This is a genomic window from Bacillus sp. FSL R5-0286 (assembly GCF_038593245.1).
Taxonomy (GTDB): domain Bacteria; phylum Bacillota; class Bacilli; order Bacillales; family Bacillaceae; genus Bacillus; species Bacillus altitudinis.
The window spans coordinates 558,848-576,066 of sequence record NZ_CP151977.1 but is presented as its reverse complement, the minus strand read 5'-3'; the positions used below and the strand labels follow the sequence as shown (position 1 = coordinate 576,066).

General features: G+C 42.8%; 21 protein-coding genes. 2 read left to right on the top strand and 19 right to left on the bottom strand.

Annotated elements, in window-relative coordinates:
- Positions 1 to 7: 7 nt before the first annotated feature.
- From lpdA to NST24_RS02740, 5 genes are all read right to left on the bottom strand, one after another.
- Positions 8 to 1,387 carry a dihydrolipoyl dehydrogenase gene (lpdA, locus tag NST24_RS02760; RefSeq protein ID WP_342462291.1) on the bottom strand — a complete coding sequence of 460 codons (1,380 nt, stop codon included), beginning with the start codon at positions 1,385 to 1,387 and terminating at the stop codon, positions 8 to 10.
- 18 nt (positions 1,388 to 1,405) lie between these two features.
- Positions 1,406 to 2,536, bottom strand: a complete 1,131-nt coding sequence (locus NST24_RS02755) for a dihydrolipoamide acetyltransferase family protein (RefSeq protein WP_342462290.1) — start codon at positions 2,534 to 2,536, stop codon at positions 1,406 to 1,408.
- A gap of 17 nt (positions 2,537 to 2,553) precedes the next feature.
- A complete protein-coding gene (locus tag NST24_RS02750; RefSeq protein WP_342462289.1) occupies positions 2,554 to 3,591 on the bottom strand; it encodes an alpha-ketoacid dehydrogenase subunit beta in 1,038 nt (345 codons plus the stop codon).
- 20 nt (positions 3,592 to 3,611) lie between these two features.
- A complete protein-coding gene (locus tag NST24_RS02745; RefSeq protein WP_342462288.1) occupies positions 3,612 to 4,589 on the bottom strand; it encodes a thiamine pyrophosphate-dependent dehydrogenase E1 component subunit alpha in 978 nt (325 codons plus the stop codon).
- Between the two features lie 191 nt (positions 4,590 to 4,780).
- The gene (locus NST24_RS02740) at positions 4,781 to 5,254 is read right to left on the bottom strand and encodes a SprT family protein (protein ID WP_342462287.1); all 474 of its coding nucleotides are present in this window, start codon (positions 5,252 to 5,254) and stop codon (positions 4,781 to 4,783) included.
- A 99-nt stretch (positions 5,255 to 5,353) separates the two neighbouring features.
- Between NST24_RS02740 and cmpA the strand changes: the two genes are divergently transcribed.
- On the top strand, positions 5,354 to 5,488 hold the full coding sequence (gene cmpA / locus NST24_RS02735; RefSeq protein WP_008346893.1) for a cortex morphogenetic protein CmpA: 135 nt from the start codon (positions 5,354 to 5,356) through the stop codon (positions 5,486 to 5,488).
- A 19-nt stretch (positions 5,489 to 5,507) separates the two neighbouring features.
- Here the strand turns inward: cmpA and NST24_RS02730 are convergent, their stop codons facing one another.
- From NST24_RS02730 to acpS, 14 genes are all read right to left on the bottom strand, one after another.
- A complete protein-coding gene (locus NST24_RS02730) occupies positions 5,508 to 7,667 on the bottom strand; it encodes a Tex family protein (protein WP_342462286.1) in 2,160 nt (719 codons plus the stop codon).
- Positions 7,668 to 7,743: 76 nt separating this feature from the next.
- Positions 7,744 to 8,343 carry a PP2C family serine/threonine-protein phosphatase gene (locus NST24_RS02725; protein ID WP_342462284.1) on the bottom strand — a complete coding sequence of 200 codons (600 nt, stop codon included), beginning with the start codon at positions 8,341 to 8,343 and terminating at the stop codon, positions 7,744 to 7,746.
- A complete protein-coding gene (sigB, locus tag NST24_RS02720) occupies positions 8,343 to 9,131 on the bottom strand; it encodes an RNA polymerase sigma factor SigB (RefSeq protein ID WP_012009000.1) in 789 nt (262 codons plus the stop codon). The genes NST24_RS02725 and sigB overlap by 1 nt, the downstream gene beginning before the upstream one ends.
- Positions 9,097 to 9,585, bottom strand: coding sequence for an anti-sigma B factor RsbW (gene rsbW, locus NST24_RS02715; RefSeq protein ID WP_048001251.1), 489 nt, complete (start codon positions 9,583 to 9,585; stop codon positions 9,097 to 9,099). Before rsbW ends, sigB begins: the two co-directional genes overlap by 35 nt.
- Positions 9,582 to 9,911 (bottom strand): anti-sigma factor antagonist, encoded by a 330-nt coding sequence (locus NST24_RS02710; protein ID WP_017358393.1) that lies wholly within the window; start codon positions 9,909 to 9,911, stop codon positions 9,582 to 9,584. Before NST24_RS02710 ends, rsbW begins: the two co-directional genes overlap by 4 nt.
- A gap of 59 nt (positions 9,912 to 9,970) precedes the next feature.
- Positions 9,971 to 10,978 carry a PP2C family protein-serine/threonine phosphatase gene (locus NST24_RS02705; RefSeq protein ID WP_017358394.1) on the bottom strand — a complete coding sequence of 336 codons (1,008 nt, stop codon included), beginning with the start codon at positions 10,976 to 10,978 and terminating at the stop codon, positions 9,971 to 9,973.
- 10 nt (positions 10,979 to 10,988) lie between these two features.
- Positions 10,989 to 11,390 carry an anti-sigma regulatory factor gene (locus NST24_RS02700; RefSeq protein ID WP_003214085.1) on the bottom strand — a complete coding sequence of 134 codons (402 nt, stop codon included), beginning with the start codon at positions 11,388 to 11,390 and terminating at the stop codon, positions 10,989 to 10,991.
- Positions 11,391 to 11,392: 2 nt separating this feature from the next.
- On the bottom strand, positions 11,393 to 11,761 hold the full coding sequence (gene rsbS, locus NST24_RS02695; RefSeq protein WP_003214235.1) for an RsbT antagonist protein RsbS: 369 nt from the start codon (positions 11,759 to 11,761) through the stop codon (positions 11,393 to 11,395).
- Between the two features lie 4 nt (positions 11,762 to 11,765).
- On the bottom strand, positions 11,766 to 12,596 hold the full coding sequence (locus NST24_RS02690; RefSeq protein ID WP_058336383.1) for an RsbT co-antagonist protein RsbRA: 831 nt from the start codon (positions 12,594 to 12,596) through the stop codon (positions 11,766 to 11,768).
- A 114-nt stretch (positions 12,597 to 12,710) separates the two neighbouring features.
- Positions 12,711 to 13,061, bottom strand: a complete 351-nt coding sequence (ndoA, locus tag NST24_RS02685) for a type II toxin-antitoxin system endoribonuclease NdoA (RefSeq protein WP_003214169.1) — start codon at positions 13,059 to 13,061, stop codon at positions 12,711 to 12,713.
- A gap of 4 nt (positions 13,062 to 13,065) precedes the next feature.
- Positions 13,066 to 13,347 (bottom strand): hypothetical protein, encoded by a 282-nt coding sequence (locus NST24_RS02680; RefSeq protein WP_003214273.1) that lies wholly within the window; start codon positions 13,345 to 13,347, stop codon positions 13,066 to 13,068.
- Between the two features lie 297 nt (positions 13,348 to 13,644).
- The gene (gene alr / locus NST24_RS02675) at positions 13,645 to 14,823 is read right to left on the bottom strand and encodes an alanine racemase (RefSeq protein WP_342462283.1); all 1,179 of its coding nucleotides are present in this window, start codon (positions 14,821 to 14,823) and stop codon (positions 13,645 to 13,647) included.
- A gap of 135 nt (positions 14,824 to 14,958) precedes the next feature.
- Positions 14,959 to 15,975, bottom strand: coding sequence for an outer membrane lipoprotein-sorting protein (locus NST24_RS02670; protein ID WP_007496489.1), 1,017 nt, complete (start codon positions 15,973 to 15,975; stop codon positions 14,959 to 14,961).
- Between the two features lie 160 nt (positions 15,976 to 16,135).
- On the bottom strand, positions 16,136 to 16,501 hold the full coding sequence (acpS, locus tag NST24_RS02665) for a holo-ACP synthase (RefSeq protein WP_017366663.1): 366 nt from the start codon (positions 16,499 to 16,501) through the stop codon (positions 16,136 to 16,138).
- 94 nt (positions 16,502 to 16,595) lie between these two features.
- Between acpS and NST24_RS02660 the strand changes: the two genes are divergently transcribed.
- The gene (locus tag NST24_RS02660) at positions 16,596 to 17,201 is read left to right on the top strand and encodes a rhomboid family intramembrane serine protease (protein ID WP_007496491.1); all 606 of its coding nucleotides are present in this window, start codon (positions 16,596 to 16,598) and stop codon (positions 17,199 to 17,201) included.
- Positions 17,202 to 17,219: the final 18 nt, after the last annotated feature.

Genomic DNA, 17,219 nt, shown 5'->3' with positions numbered 1-17,219 from the left:
GTCTCTTTCAGCAGTGCACCGCTCTTCCAATGATTTGCAGAACGGCTTCGTGTATTGCCTCTGAAAGTGTCGGATGTGCCGCAATAAACTGCTCTAATGTATCAGCGGTCAACTCTGCATGCATCATCACCGCCGCTTGTCCAATCAGTTCTGTTGCATTCGGTCCAATGATTGAAACGCCTAATATTTCTTGATATTGCGGTTCTACAATGACCTTTACGTGACCGGCTGGTTGATTTAAGATTAATGCTTTCCCATTTGCAGAAAATGCACATGTCCCGATCCGAATCTCCTCATATTGTTTTCTAGCACGCTCTTCATTTAAACCAACACGCGCGATTTCTGGAGAGGTGTAGATGCACCTCGGAATCACTTGTTCATTGACCTTTAGATGTTCACCTGATGCATGGGATGCCGCAACCGTTCCTTCATGAAAGGCAGTATGAGCAAGCTGAACCCCACCTGTCACATCACCGCACGCATAGATATGCGGGAGATTGGTTTGCATATGTTCATTGACATAGATTCCGTTTCTATCAAATTCAATACCAACCTGATCCAGGTTCAACTCTCCTAGCTGCGGGGTTCTGCCAATCGCCACTAAGCAAAGATCCGACTGGATGTCACACCGCTCTCCTTGATTATTCTCCACCACTATTTTTCTTGAAGAGGAATCAAGCTGTTTGACTGTGGCGGACGTCAAAATGTTTACACCCGTTTCTTCGAGCTGCTCGTGAAGACATTGTGCTGTATCACGATCTTCTTCTGGTAAAATGTGCACTGCCCGTTCAACCATAACAACCTTTGATCCCATTCTGCTAAAGATGCTCGCAAACTCACAGCCAATCACCCCGCCCCCAATGATACAAAGTGAATCTGGGATCGAAGAAAGTGACATGGCGTCCTTGCTGTGAATGATCCATTCGCCATCAAAAGGTGCAAACGGTAAAGCCGCAGGCACAGCCCCTGTTGCAATAATGATTTGTTTTGCTTGAATGATTTCAGAATTTCCTTCACTTTCTATGAATAGCTCATGTGCTGATAGAAATGAAGCCTTCCCATTTACCACGGTAATTTTGTTTTTATTCATCAAGTAACGAACACCATCAGTGAGCTGCTTGACGACAGACTGTTTCCGCTTTTGGACAGCATTCCATTGAATGCTAGGCTCATGTTCTGGAAGCTCAATTCCAAAATGTCCAGCCGATTTCACATGCTCATACATATCGGCGCTTTGCAAAAGTGCTTTGGTCGGGATACAGCCGTCATTGAGGCAGGTACCTCCCAGCTGACCTTGATCAATTAACACAACCTCTCTGCCAAAACGGGCGGCTGTTATGGCCGCCACATAACCTGCTGGTCCGCCTCCTATAATGACCAGTGTCATGGTACATTCACCTTCTTTCTATAAAAGAATGGATATTGGTTCTTCTAAGTGTGCTTTGACCGTTGATAAAAATGCAGAGGCAGGCGCCCCGTCCAGCACGCGGTGATCAAACGTAAGACTGAGTGGTAGGATGGTCCCTTTGCACAATTCATCCTCTCGATAAACAGGGGTGTCATACATTGTTCCGACACCAAGGATCCCCGCTTCCGGCGGATTCAAAATTGGTGTGAAATGCTCTACACCATACGCTCCAAGATTGGTGATGGTAAAGGTAGAACCTTTGATTTCGTCATGTAGAAGCTTTCCTTCACGTGCTTTTTTACCATACAATTTAATGCCCTTCGCCAGCTCTATCAGCGTTAACCGCTCCGCATGCCGAATGACCGGTACAGCCAATCCGTTATCTAACGCAGCAGCAATCCCAAGATGAACATTCTCAAAGGTTTCGACAACTCCGTTATGATATTGACTGTTCATCGCAGGATGTTCTAACAACGATAGGATCGCTGCTTTGGCTACAAAATCGGTGATGGTCAAACTTGTCTCGTAACGTGCGATGGCTGTTTCATTCAGCTGTTGTTGTAGGTTTTTCAGTTTTGTCACGTCCGCTTTCATCGTAATGGTTAATTGTGCACTTGTTTGCAGGCTTTCCATCATTCTTGAGGCAATTGTTTTCCGCATCATGTTAATAGGCTGTTGCACTGTCTCGTTTTGTTTCTTCTCTTTCCGTTCAGGAAGTGCACGAAGCACATCCTCTTTCGTAATTCTTCCACCTGGTCCTGTCCCCACCAGCGTATCAATGTCTAGGTTTGCGCTATTCGCCATTTTACGGGCAACAGGGGAGATTTTCTTTCTCTCTTTCTTTGGTTTTGACTGGATGTCTCTATCTTTCTTTTCCCCCACCTGTTCATTTCTTTCACCGATATAGCAGATGACCGTGCCAGGCGGTACACCTTCTCCCTCAGGTACTTTTATATCCAATATGGTTCCTTCAGCAGGTGATTCGATCTCCATTTCAATTTTTTCGGAGTTGATGCTTGCAATGCTTTCTCCTTTATTTACGGTCTCACCGACCTCTTTATTCCAGACAGATACCGTTCCTTCTTTCATCGACATGCCCAATTTAGGCATCACAACTTCGACAGCCATCTCCCTCTCTCCTTTCTTTAGTTCAAGATCTTGTCATGACTCTTGCCAATCATCTCTAATACGGTGTTCACAACTTTATCAGGTGTTGGCAAATATATATCTTCAAGAGGTGGAGAAAATGGTACCGGTGTATGAGGAGCCGTCACTTTTTTGATTGGTGCGTCCAGTAAATCAAATCCTTTATCTGCAATCAAAGAAGAGATATCTGCGGCAATTCCGCATCTTGGATTTGCTTCATCGACAATGACAAGTCGATTTGTTTTTTCTACTGAAGTCAGAATGGCCTCCTCATCGAGCGGCGACAAGCTTCTTGGATCAATCACTTCCGCTTCAATACCTTGAGCAGACAATTGCTCTGCCGCTTCGAGTGCTGTATACACTTGTTTGCCCACCGCAAAGATGGTTACATCAGAACCTTCCCTCTTCACATCTGCTTGACCAAGCGGCAATGTGTAATACCCCTCCGGCACATCTCCTGTGATATTGTAAAGCGTCTTGTCTTCAAAAAAGATGACAGGGTCCTGATCCTCAATGGCTGCCAGCAGCAGCCCTTTGGCATCATATGGTGAAGAAGGTACAACTACTTTCAAACCAGGGATGCTTGTAAATAGCGCATACAAACTTTGTGAATGCTGGGCAGCTGCTCTAAAACCCGCCCCATGTGTCGTTCTAATCGTGATAGGCACCTCTGCTTTTCCACCAAACATGTATCGAAATTTTGCGCCTTGATTCAGCACTTGGTCCAAACAAGTACCGATAAAATCATTAAACATAAGCTCCGCAATTGGTCTTAATCCTGTTGAAGCAGCTGCCATGGCCGCACCTATATAGCCAGCTTCACTAATCGGTGTATCAAGGACACGTTCACGCCCAAATTCCTGAACAATCCCTTTTGTTACACCAAGAACACCGCCCCATGCTTCATCATCCTGTAAGTGATCTACATGAGCGCCTCCTGCAACATCTTCTCCCATTAAAATGACATCTTCGTCTCTTCTCATTGCCAGTTTAATCGCTTCATTCAAAGCACTAGACATGCTGATTTCTCTTGTCATTTCCCTCTCTCCTTTCAGATTTATTGATACGAAACATATACGTCGGTCAATAATTCGGATTGATTTGGATATTCACTTTCTTCACTAAATCTAACGGCTTCATCTATCGCTTCTGCTACAGACGCTTCAATACTTGATATTTCTTGATCCGTTAGCAGCTGCTGCTTTAATAATTCATTTTTAAAAAGAGTGATGGCGTCTTTCTCTTCTTGATGTTCGGTTTTTTCTTGATTGGTTTTGTAGCGCTGAGCGTCTCCTTCAAAATGACCATAATTCCGATATGTCATGCATTCAATCAATGTCGGACCTTCTCCATTTTTTGCTCGTTCTATCGCTTGTTCTGCTGCTTGATAAACGGCTATCACATCTTTTCCATCTACTTGAATACCCGGAATACCATAACTGGCGGCTCGATCCACAATCGATTTGCAGCTTGAAGCATACGAAAATGGCGTCGCTTCCCCGTAACCATTGTTTTCTGCGATGAAAATGACTGGCAGTTTCCAGATAGCGGCGAGATTGATTCCTTCGTGAAAAGTCCCTTGATTGTTAGCACCATCCCCAAAAAAGCAAACGCTTACATTATTTTTCTTTTTATATTTAGCCGTGAGGGCTGCCCCGCACGCAAGTGGAAAGCCGCCTCCAACAATCCCGTTGGCACCGAGCATTCCTTTATCAAAATCTGCAATGTGCATAGATCCACCTTTACCTTTACAAAGACCTGTGGCTTTTCCATAGATTTCTGCCATCATTCCTTTTAGATCACAGCCCTTGGCGATACAATGACCGTGGCCACGGTGTGTACTTGTAATACTGTCTTGTTCATTCAGATGAGCGCAGACTCCTACAGCAACAGCTTCTTCACCAGCATAAAGATGGACAAAACCTGGCAAGATCCCCTTTGTAAAAAGCGTGTGTACTTGATCTTCAAATTGGCGAATTTCCTGCATTTTTTGGTACATCCAAACGGCTTTTTCTTTTGTAAGTGCCATTTCCATGATAAAACCTCCTATCTTTTTTGCTTGCACTTCTATACAAGCAAAAAGCGTGCCAACATCATGGCGCTTGAAAGCTTAGGATTTGAGCGATTCACATCGATCAAAAAGAGACAAAATGAGACTCGCGTCTCTATTTGTCTCAATATGTCTACTTCATCTCACAAAAAAAGCATCCCATAAAGGAATGCATATCACTCTGAACCGATTGTACGCTGCCATTTTAATTTTCCTTTGCAGACGCCGCACACATAACGAGAGGTATCAATTCGCCTTTTCCTGATAAAATACTGATCGCATCCTGTGCAAACATATTCTTGTCGCTTCTGTCCACGTCGTTTATTTTGTACGGTCTTTAGCGCTGTACAAAAACGCGGGGCTCCTACTTGTTTTAATAACTCTTTAAAGGAACGGTCACGATGCTGATAGCCTTTTCCCTCAAGATGCAGATGATAATGACACAGCTCATGCTTGATGATCCCGATTAATTCTTCTCGTCCATGTTCTTCTAGGTATCGCCGGTTCAATTCGATATTGTGTGTTCCAAGTAAATATCTCCCGCCTGTCGTTTTTAAACGGGGATTGAAAACAGCCTGATGGCGAAACGCCTTACCAAAGAACTGCTCTGAAATGTCTTCTGTTAACTGCTGTAACTCTCTCTCGTTCAATCAAGATCGTTCCTTTCTATAAAAACCTCGAACGGGACAATTTCCTCTTTGCATACATTGAAGGTACACCCACTGTTTTGATCAAAGGAGGAATGGGCGATGCCCAACTGGCTGAAAAATCAGATGCAGAAAGCATTTTATGAGAAAAATCATTATCAAATCAAATTGCTTAATCAATGCTGGTACTTCTATAGAAAAAAACATTCAGTCACATCAAGGCACACCCCATCCTAAGGTGCGCCTCGTTTTTTATTTAATCTGGTTTTAGCATCGAAAGAGCCACCCGACCTTTTGCCTGGTCAACGGAGTCTACCCATACGGTCACAATGTCACCAACTGATACCACGTCAAGCGGATGTTTCACAAAGCGATTGCTTAGCTTGGAAATGTGGACAAGTCCATCCTGCTTTACACCAATATCAACGAATGCGCCGAAGTCTACGACGTTCCTTACCGTTCCTTGCAGCTCCATTCCTTGCTTCAAGTCCTCCAATTTCAACACATCTGTTTTCAAAAGAGGTTTTGGTACTTCATCGCGCGGATCACGCTCAGGTCTTGTCAGTTGATCGATGATATCCTGGAGTGTAATTAGACCAATGTCAAGCTGCTGTGCGGCTTCGTCTAGCTTGACCTCTGCGATTTTCTCTTTTAACTGCTCTGTACCAAGATCGTCTGGCGTCATCTTAATCATGCGTAAAAACTGTTTTGTTTCTTTATAGCTTTCAGGGTGAATACCCGTGCGGTCAAGTGGATCTTGTCCATCTGTGATGCGCAGGAAGCCGATACACTGCTCATAAGTCTTTGCACCAAGCCTTGGGATATCCTTCAGCTCTTTTCTGCTTGTGAATCTCCCAATCTCTTCACGGCGCTTGACGATGTTCCCTGCGACGGCTTTTGAAAGACCTGACACATATTGCAGCAGTGCCTGTGAAGCTGTATTAACGTTCACACCGACTTGGTTAACAACCGTCTCTACCACAAAGGTTAACGAGCTGTTTAATTGCTTTTGACTCACATCGTGCTGGTATTGTCCTACACCGACAGATTTTGGATCTATTTTTACGAGCTCTGCTAATGGGTCCTGCAACCTTCTGGCGATGGAAATGGCACTTCTTTCTTCCACTTGCAAGTCTGGAAACTCTTCTCTTGCCAGTGCAGATGCAGAGTATACACTTGCCCCTGCTTCATTCACGATCAAATATGAAACTGGCTGGTCCAGCTCTTGGATCAAGTCTGCGATGAATTGTTCGGTCTCTCTTGAGGCTGTTCCGTTTCCGATCGCAATGACTTCAATGTTGGATGATTGAATGATTTCTTTCACTTTTTGTTTGGCTTCCGCTTTTTTCTGCACAGGCGGGTGCGGATAAATGACGCCAATATGATGGACTTTTCCTGTATCATCCACGACGGCTAATTTACAGCCTGTACGAAACGCAGGGTCCACCCCAAGTACACGTTTCCCTTTCATCGGCGGTTGAAGAAGGAGCTTTCTTAAGTTTTCAGCGAAAATATGAATGGCTTGTTCCTCTGCTTTTTCTGTCAGCTCTTTTCGTATTTCCCGTTCAATTGAAGGCTGAATCAAGCGCTTGTATGCATCATCAATGGCCGCTTCAATGTAAGGCCTCGCCGTCGTTTGCTTGCCTTTTAAAACTTGTTTATCGAGGTAGAAACGAATATTTTCAGCAGGTGGTTCGATGGCTGCTTTCAAAATCCCTTCTTTCTCGCCTCGGTTGACCGCGAGTACACGATGAGGCACAACTTTTTTAATCGGCTCTTGATAGTCGTAATACATTTCATAGACGTTTTTCTCGTCGTTTTCAACGTCTTTTCCTGATGTGACAAGACTTCCCTTTTGGTACGTCTCACTGCGAATCCATTTCCGCATATCAGGATCATCCGCAAGCTGTTCAGCAATGATGTGCTGGGCGCCCTCTAGTGCTTCTTCTGCAGTGGTGACTTCTTTTTCTTCATTAATAAAAGCCGATGCTTTCTTTTTGATCTCATCGTTTGGCAGCTGCAGTAAGTACTCCGCCAGCGGCTCAAGTCCTTTTGCTTTGGCTACATTTGCCTTCGTTTTTCGTTTTTGTTTAAATGGTCGATATAAATCTTCGACCTCTTGTAGCTTATGCGCCTGTTCGATCTTCTGTTTTAATTCATCTGTTAATTTGTCTTGTTCAGCGATTAAGCGAATCACTTCTTCTTTTCGATTCGTCACATTTTGGATATATGTATAGCGTTCAGAAATGGTTTGAATTTGCACCTCGTCTAGTGAGCCTGTCTGCTCTTTCCGGTAGCGTGCAATAAACGGAACGGTGTTGCCATCCTCTAATAGCTGGATCACACTTCCAATTTGTTTTGTTGAAAGCTTTAATTCTGTCGCAATTTGTTTCAATAAAAAGTCAGATGTCTTCATACTTTGCATCCTCTCACTGTGTCTTCTCTTTTAGTGTATCAAAAAAACCGGCAAAACAGAAAAAAGGTCAGCTATTTCATGTAAGCTGACCAAGTACATAGGTGAGATCGTCTTTCTTGTCATGTGTGTATGTTTCAAGTTCTTTTGCGATGTCTGCAACTGAATGGCTATGCTTTAAACACATTCGCATGTTTGGCACATTCAGCCCGTCTGAATACATAATGAATGTCGAACCTTTTTCGTAGGAATAGGTGTATGTTTTGTATTTTCTAGGTTTACCTGATAGATATCCTGATGTCGGAAGTGGATAAATATAGTCGCCAGAAGGTGCATTCAAGATAAAACGAATGTTACCAACCGAACAATAGGTAAACTGCTGTTGGGAAAAATTCACCTTTAATATGGCTACAGTGGCCCCGCGTTTATTTTTCATGGCCTGATTGCATCTATCAATGAGGGTTATTACATCCTCATGTCCATATTCTTCGACAATTTCGCTGACTAAAGAAGATGATTCATTGGCGAACTGACCGCTGCCTAATCCGTCTGCTACAGCACAAATTAGTTCTTCATCATCTGCTTTAATAAAAAAACTGTCCCCGCAGCATGATTTTCCTTCTTTGTTCGATTGATAGATAATGGCGTTTACATGCTCATGCTGTTCGATCTGCTTCATTACCCTAGCTCCATAGACGCATCTTCTGACAATGCATCTCGTAGCTTTTTAACTGCCTTCCGCTGCAGCCTTGATACATGCATTTGAGATATGCCGAGTAAATCGCCTGTTTCTTTCTGGCTTTTATTTTGCAAATACGTGAGATTGATAATTTCTTTTTCTCTATCCGTCAGAACGTGAAGCACACTTTCAAGCATCATTTTTTGGTTTACACGTTCGTACCCTTCTTCTTGTGAGCCGACGACGTCTAAAATCGTCACAGTGCTTCCTTCAGAATCTGCCTCTACGCCTTGGTCAACAGACAGCGCTTGATAGCTTTTGCCCATCTCCATTGTTTCAAGAACTTCTTCTTCTGTTACATCTAGATATTCTGCAATTTCTTGTACTTTAGGTGACTTTTGCGTTTCCGTTGTCAGGTGATCAACTGCCATCTTGATTCTTGGTCCAAGCTCTTTAATTCGTCTTGGTACATGGACACTCCATGTTTTATCACGTAAAAAGCGTTTGATTTCCCCGATAATGGTTGGAATGGCAAATGCCTCAAATGACTTACCGACAAGTGGATCATAACGCTTAATTGCGCCGAGTAGACCAATCATTCCAACTTGTCTTAAATCTTCATGAAAGCTTTTTCCTTTGGAGTATTTCTTCGCGAGCATATCCACAAGATTTGTATAACACTCAACTAGTGTCAGCTGCGCCTGCTCGTCTTGGTTGGATTGATAGCTTTGAATGAGGCGATCCACTTCATCTTTAGTTAGTTTCATAGTTTTGGATGGTTGTGTCATGGTCAACTCGCTCCCTGTTTAAAAACTTTGTCATCGCCACGGTAACTCCGGAGTTTGCTTGCACCTCGACTTCATCCATCAATGTTTGCATTAAGTATAAACCAAGACCTCCTTCTGCCAATTGATCCACCGTATGAGCAGATGTGTACGGCCCTAGGTCTTCCTGCTTTTGCTTAAAGTCAAAGCTACCGCCTTTATCAGCGACAATGATTTCTAGACGATCTTCGTAGACAAGAAAGCGAACCGCTACCTCTCCATCTTCGCCATCTGCACCTTTATAGGCATGCTGAACTGCATTTGTACAAGCCTCACTGACGGCAATTTTTAAGTCTTCAATCTCTTCGTAGACATAGCCCATTCGGCTCGCTACGCCTGAAAGAGTCAGACGAATGATGCCTACATATTCTGGTTTTGCCGGTATTTTCATCTCGATTAGATCTACTGTTTCGTTCATTGTACCCCACCCTCTGACTTTGCAGAAATGTCAATGATGTCCTTTAATCCAGTAATTTCAAACAACCTTACAAGCCGCTCTGACAAGTTCTCAAGCTTTAGTGTTCCACCTGCTTTTTGAGCTGCTTTAAACAACCCAACAAATACACCTAATCCTGTACTATCCATATACGTAACATCCTTCAAACAGATCTCTAGATGCTCTCCCGCCTCGGCTTTAGGCATGAGTGTTTCTCTTAGCTGAGGAGCAGAGTATACATCGATTTCTCCACTAACACTAATTTTTGTTTTTTGATCTATTTGATGCTCTTTTACAGACATATTCATTATGCATTCACCTCGAAATTCTTGTTTCCTTGAATTTTATATACCCGTCTATGCACTTTCTAAACCTTCCTTTTGAGGACAAGTAACGTAAAATCATCATGCAGCTGAAATTCTTGCAGCTTGAGTAAGCTGTCATAGATGGAATCCACCATTTCCTGAGCTGAATAGGATAGGTTCTCAGATATCAGGGCTTTGATATCCTCACGCTCTAGGAAGCCATCCTCCGATTTGGATTCTGTGACACCATCAGAGAATAAGATCACCATATCCCCTACGTCCAAATGCTTCTCATACTGCTTATAATCAAAATCTGGTGCAATTCCAAGCACAAGACCCTTTGCATCTAAATCGTAAAATTGATTCTCTTTTTTGCAATAGAAAAAGCCCGGCTCATGTCCAGCCGATGCGTACTTAAATTCATGTGTTTCTTTATTATAGCTGCCATAAAACATGGTGATAAACATGCTTGGGTCTACGTTTTGCTCGACCACACGATTAAGGGTTTTGAGCACTTTCGTTGGACCGCTGCCAGACTCTGGCAAGGAATCCATCGCATACTTAATCATCGACATACAGAGCGCAGCTGGAATGCCTTTCCCAATGACGTCTGCAATCGCGATATTGATTGTATCGTGATCTGTTACGAAATGGTAATAATCCCCACTCATCTGTTTTGCCGGCACACTGATGGCTCCGATATCAAATGTGTCTCCTTCTGGAATTTTCGTTTCCAGAAGGGTTTGCTGAACATTTGCAGCAATTTCAATTTCCGACTTAATTTCTTGCTGGATGCCTCTTAGTGTTAAATGCTCCTGGTAGGCAAGTCCGTATCCAATCATGACTTCAATTAAGAAGTCTAGTGAATGAAAGACATCTTCCGGCAAATCAGGGTAAAGCTCCTGAATCACTTTTCGGTGAACACTCACTATTTCTTCAGGAGGTATTTGATGCTCAATGGTTTTACGGCTAAATTTTTGAGCTTGATAAAGCGATGTTTCAGTTAAATCACTGATATAACGACTGAGCAGCTGATGATAACGCTGCTCCATTACCTCCTTAAAATCCATGGTTTCCCTCCTAGCGAAGCCACTTGACAGCTTGTATCTCAGTTCCTTGTTCTGGTGCGGAATCTAATTTAAATTCATCCATCAGTCTTCTGACGCCCGGCAAGCCTGCTCCAAGTCCGCCTGATGTAGAAAATCCGTCTTCCATTACTTTACGTATATCCATGATGCCAGGCCCCTCATCGGCTGCGATGACTTTGAGTCCACGCTTTCCGCGCTCCATCACTTCTTCTATACAAATCTGACCTTTACCAGCGTATAAATAGATGTTACGAGCTAATTCTGAAATGGCCGTCGTAATTCTTGCTTGGTCAACTGTTCCAAAACCAAGTTCTTTTGCAACATTCCGCCCCAATTGTCTTGCTGCGACTATGTCCCATTCCGTCAATATTTTTACACAGGATTGGTCTTTCATATCTATTCCCCCAATTCCCGCTTCAGTGTCTCAAGCCCTTGTTCAAGATCTAGTGCTGTCTGAATTTCTTCCAGTGAAATGCCAAGTTCAATAAGCGTCACAGCGACTGCCGGCTGTATTCCTGTTAATACAACTTTTGCCCCCATGAGCTTGGACATGGTGATCACATCGCCTAATACCTTTGCGATAAATGAATCAATCATATCGACGGATGTTAAGTCAATGACCACACCGTTTGCTCCTGTTTCATGAATTTTATTCAGTAAGTCTTCTTGAAAGTGAAGAGCTGTTTGATCATCAAGCTCCCACTGTATTGAAATCAGAAGACAATTATATAATTTTAAGATTGGAATCTTCGGGTGATTTCTCAATTGGTTATCCCTCCAATGAAACAATTTTTCGATTTGTCATTTCCAAAGCAGTTTGAATTCCTTTTTGAAGGGTATTCTTTGTTGTAACCTGAGATAAATCAATTCCAAGGTTAACGATTGTTTGGGCTATTTCTGGGCGAATACCGACAAGTAAACACTTCGCTCCTACTAATCTCACAGCCTCTGACGCTTGAATAATATGGTGTGCCACCATTGTGTCTACGACAGGTACACCCGTGATATCAATCAGGACGACCTGTGAGCGATGTTTGACGACACCATTAAGCAGGTTCTCCATAATTTTTTTCGCACGATCTGTATCAATTGTGCCAACAAGTGGCATGACGGTGATGTGCTCAAACACAGGGATTAGCGGGGCAGAAAGTTCCTGCAGCGCAATTTTTTGAAGGCTGACGGTTTTTTCCCATGAGATGGAATACTGGTTTAAGATCTCATTATGGATGGGTGTGATGAATCGATCGATTTGCCAGATGAGGTCATGACTTTCTTGTGTTGTATCTTTGTCATCGTTCATTTTTTCATATAAATGTGTACGGATTTCCGTTAGACCGTTTGCCAGTAACTTAAGTGATATACCCATTTGAACGATTTTCAAAGCAAAATTTTGCACTTTTTCTTCAAAATCTTCATTATCCCCCTCTGAAAGAGATGTAATGATGAGTTGAACATATTCCGAACAGATGGTTTCATACATTTTGTCGTTCAGCATCATGTCCGTTTCTTTTTCTCCGAGTCGTTTTAAAATGTCCGTCCACTCTGTTTCTAATTCCTTTTGGTGCTTTCTTGCAAAAGCTAACACGATATGATTCGACATGTTTTACCCCCTACTTACATTTAAAGCTCTTCTTTAGTCTTTCTTCATTATAACGTTAAAAAAAATTGAACACAAAAAAAGTTGCTCCCAATAGAGCAACCAAGTATCACCATATTAAAAATCAATAAGAGCCAAACTAACTTGTAAGGCTTCATCAACCTTCTCCATCATCTCATCATCAAGATGTGTGATTTTATCTGTCAATCTTTGTTTATCGATCGTACGAATCTGTTCCAAAAGAATGACAGAATCTCGTTCAAAGCCGTAGCGCTTTGCATTAATTTCGACGTGAGTCGGTAATTTCGCTTTTTGTATTTGGGCTGTTATGGCTGCAACGATAGCAGTCGGGCTGAAGCGATTTCCAATGTCATTTTGAATCACCAATACCGGGCGAACCCCGCCCTGCTCGGAGCCAACAACAGGAGATAAATCAGCAAAGTAAACATCACCGCGTTTAACAATCAAATGTTTAACCCCCGCTGACTAATCGCTCAACTGTATTCTCAGCCTCAAATTCTGCGTATTGTGCCTCTGAAGAGATATTCAGATTAATTTTCGCCATCTCCATGTAGCCGCGTCTCATCGATTCACGATTTTGTCGAATATTACGTTCACGAATATACGTTTTTGTCGCTCGGTAGATCAATTCATTTCTTGTTACCTTATCCTGCTCTGCTACTCGTTCGATTTCAGACATTAAAGCCTCCGGCAGTCGAATCTTCATTTCGTTTGTTGCGCTGGATTCAGACAAAAAACATACACCTCCACAAAACTTACGGATACCGTTTCGATCCATTCCAAGACTAATCATACCATTATTCAATGCACAAGCAAAGCTGTTTTTTCATGATTTCTTATTAGAACATGAAGCGGCTCGCCACCCGTAAATCAAGATGATAATGGAGTTCCTCTTTCCCATTATACGCTTTTTTCCGAAAATCATACGGTATTTCCAAAATCTCTAAAAAAGGGAGAATGTTTACCCTATTTTTGTCGAATAAAAAAGAACGAAGTCAGTTTGACTATCGTTCTTTTTGAATGTTGTTTATTAAAAACTTGACCCGCCTTGAAGGAGTGGATTCCGCACTTGCACTCTTTTGCCGTCTTCTATATATACTCTTGGAACACGGTGGCCAATCGAGCACGTGACTTCATAGTTAATGGTTTCAAGTCTTTTAGCGATTTCATCGACTGGTACCATGTCTTCTCCTTGCTTACCAATTAAAACGACCGGTTCCCCTACTGGAAGCTTGTCTTTCAGTTCAACCATGAATTGATCCATACAAACCCTTCCAGCGATCTTCCGGCGCTTTCCGCCAACAAGTACTTCCGTTCCTGCCAGCTTCCGGATCCATCCATCTGCATAGCCAACTGGAACCGTGCCGATCCACGTATCTTGATTGGCTGTATACGTTGCTCCGTAGCTGACACTCTCACCCTTTTGAATGTGCTTCACATGGGCAAGTTTTGTATGAAGAGACATAGCTTCTTCGAGCTTGAAAGGCAGTTCATCCTTGATTTCTTCTGACGGTGACAGCCCGTACATACTGATACCGAAGCGAACCATATTAAACAAGACGTCTTTAAACCTTAGACCCGCCGCACTGTTGGCGCAATGAACGAGCAGCTTGTCCGTATGAAGCGGCTCAAGCAGTGTTTGAAAGGTGTCGACCTGCCGATCAAAGTAGGATTCATCCTTTTCATCTGCTGTCGCAAAGTGAGTAAATACGCCTTCCAGCTGTAAATAAGAGTGCTCGCTGACAAGCTTTTTCACTTCGTTCACTTGCTCAATCGTTTTCACACCTAATCGGTTCATTCCGCTGTCTATTTTCAAATGAAATCGTATAGGCTGTCCCATCTGCCCTTTCATCATGTTGGTGACGTCTCTCAGCCAATCGATGGAGTATGCAGTCATGATGACATTGTATCGAACGGCGACTTTGACATATTCAGCCGGTACAGCGCCGAGTACCAGTATTGGTGCTTTGATGCCTTTATTTCTTAAAGAAATGGCTTCATCTAAAAAGGCGACGGCTAATACGTCTGCTCCTGCTTTGAGAGCAGCTCTTGTCACTTCTATATCTCCATGTCCATATGCATTGGCTTTCACCACAGCCATTAGTTGAACATTTTGACCGATATGATCTTTCATATGTGAAACATTATGCTTGATTGCTGATAAATTAATTTCTGCCCATGTGTCTCTATAAAAGGCGTTTGTGTTCATCCGTCACACTTCCCTGTTGAATGATTCAATCCCCTCATATGATACTAAAAATCAGGAATAAAGTGAAACAAATCAAAGAAAATCAGCCCTTGTATAGGGCTGATGTTTCATATCTAAGGCTCTCGCCTGAGGTATTTATTTAGCTGACTGGCCTTCTACACTCTTTGCAACCATCAAGAGCTCTTCCTTCGATAGATCACTTGAAGAAATCAAGTAGTCAACTCCATCAGATGTCCAAGAAAGAGATTTGTCTGTCAGAACACCCACTGTCATGCCAAGATCGACTGGCTCGCCGTTCATCGTAACAGGCGTAGACGCTTCTGCTACCCGCGCTTTTTCCTGAATGAGTGTGAAGGATTTCTTTCCGCCATACGTCATCACATAACGCTTCCCGGCATCTGTTGTCATTTCTTTCTCTTCCATTTTCTTCACGCCCTCTGGCATATCCACAGGCGTTTTCACAGCAAAGCTGTCAGATGGATCTGCACTTGTGGCAACATCCATTTGAGAAAGTGTCATATTTTTCTTCTCATCAAAGGCGTCTTTGTCAAAGGATTTGTTGAATTCAAAGTGAGAGAATTCTACTTTCACCATTGGCTTTTTATCGCTGTCCAGTACTTTCACACTAGCAGGCGCCATTGTTTTTTTATGAAAAGTAATCTCTTGGGTCGGCAGCATTTGGTTGTGCTGATAGTTGGTTTTTGTTTCAAAAACGTACTTCGACTCTTTTGCTTTGAACTGAGCTGCACTGTCATTTTTAATGTCTTTCACAAGTGATTCAAATAAATACACCTGACTGCTGTTGTTCGGCCAATCGCTATGGAAGCGGAAGCTTTTGTTTAATGAAGGTGTCAGCACAAATACACCATTGCCATTTCTTAAAATGACTTGACTCTGATCCTTCTTCGGATTTTCTAAGTAGACACGGTAAAGCTCCGGCTTCTTGTACCAAATTTCCACATGGTATTCCTGCGGATCATTTCCTGTCTCAATGGTCATTTTTGCTTTGGCTTTGTATGATGTCATTTCCTCTGCCTTTTTGTTTAAATCTCCAACGATATCCTGTTGAGATTTTTGACCGCATGCGGAGAGAATCAGTACAAAAAGGATCCCCGTTACAAGCAAAACAAAGCTTTTTCTCACCCTTTTCAACCCCTTCGTTAATTGTGTTAAAAGGAAGAAACCGCTTGTTTGACTTTAACAGTACGCCTCAAGAGTTAACTGCGTACCGCGAACCATCAAAGCCTGTTAGCAACTCGCCCTTCCTTATCGCACTACCCAATATATGAAGGGGGGACAAACAATATGCAGACTAGCTTGACAACCTTTCAATTAAAACTTGTGCTGCAGCATATTCTTTTGTGTGTGTAATGGATACATGAACGTAGTCTTCTTTTGTTTTCTCACTTTTGATGAGAGGTTTTCCGTTCGCATCTTTTTGTATCTCGATGTCGTGAAAGCTGACATACTGACCAATTCCCGTACCGTATGCTTTTGCGAATGCTTCCTTCGCCGCAAAACGTCCTGCCAGAAACTCCAGCTGTCTCTTTTCACTTAGTGTGCGAAAGACTTCCTGTTCACGTAAAGTCAAAATTCGTTCTGGTAAACGGGGCTGCCTGCTAAGCACTCGTGACAGCCGGCCGATCTCTACAATATCCATACCGATTCCTTTAATCATGAGGTACCTCCTATGATACTCGTACTAATTTGGATGTTCGCTTCATAAACGTGTTACTATAAACTTACCATTATCTAGTCAAAAGGGGTTTGTTATGTTTATTCGAACGGAGAGCTTTCAACAATTTATTAGATCGTATCCAATCGTAACAGCGATCCTTGCTTTGCAAATCGGCCTATGGCTTTTATTTGCAATCCCTATTCCAATGATCCAGCTTGGGCAGGACCATCTCGTTGGTTTTAATTATGGTGTTGCAGCAGGGGAATGGTGGCGGCTTTTAACGCCTATTTTTCTTCATGGAAGTCTGACACATATTCTGTTCAATTCCATGTCGCTCTTCCTATTCGCTCCAGCACTTGAGTATTTGCTTGGAAAGGTTCGATTTCTTGTGATTTATCTGGGTGCTGGATTCATTGGCAATCTCGGAACCTATTGGGTGGAGCCTTTAGAGTATGTACATGTCGGGGCTTCTGGTGCGATATTTGGTTTATTTGGCGTCTATCTTTATCTTGTCCTATTTAAACCGCATATGATGGACCGTGGTAATTCTCAGGTCATCTTAACGATTCTCGGCGTTTCTGTCATTATGACGTTCGTCAACTCGAACATCAACATCATGGCCCACTTATTTGGATTGATAGGCGGCATGATCCTAGCACCGATCACCCTATTCTTCCATTCAAAAAAACGACGCTATTAAGCTCATAAAAAATGTCGA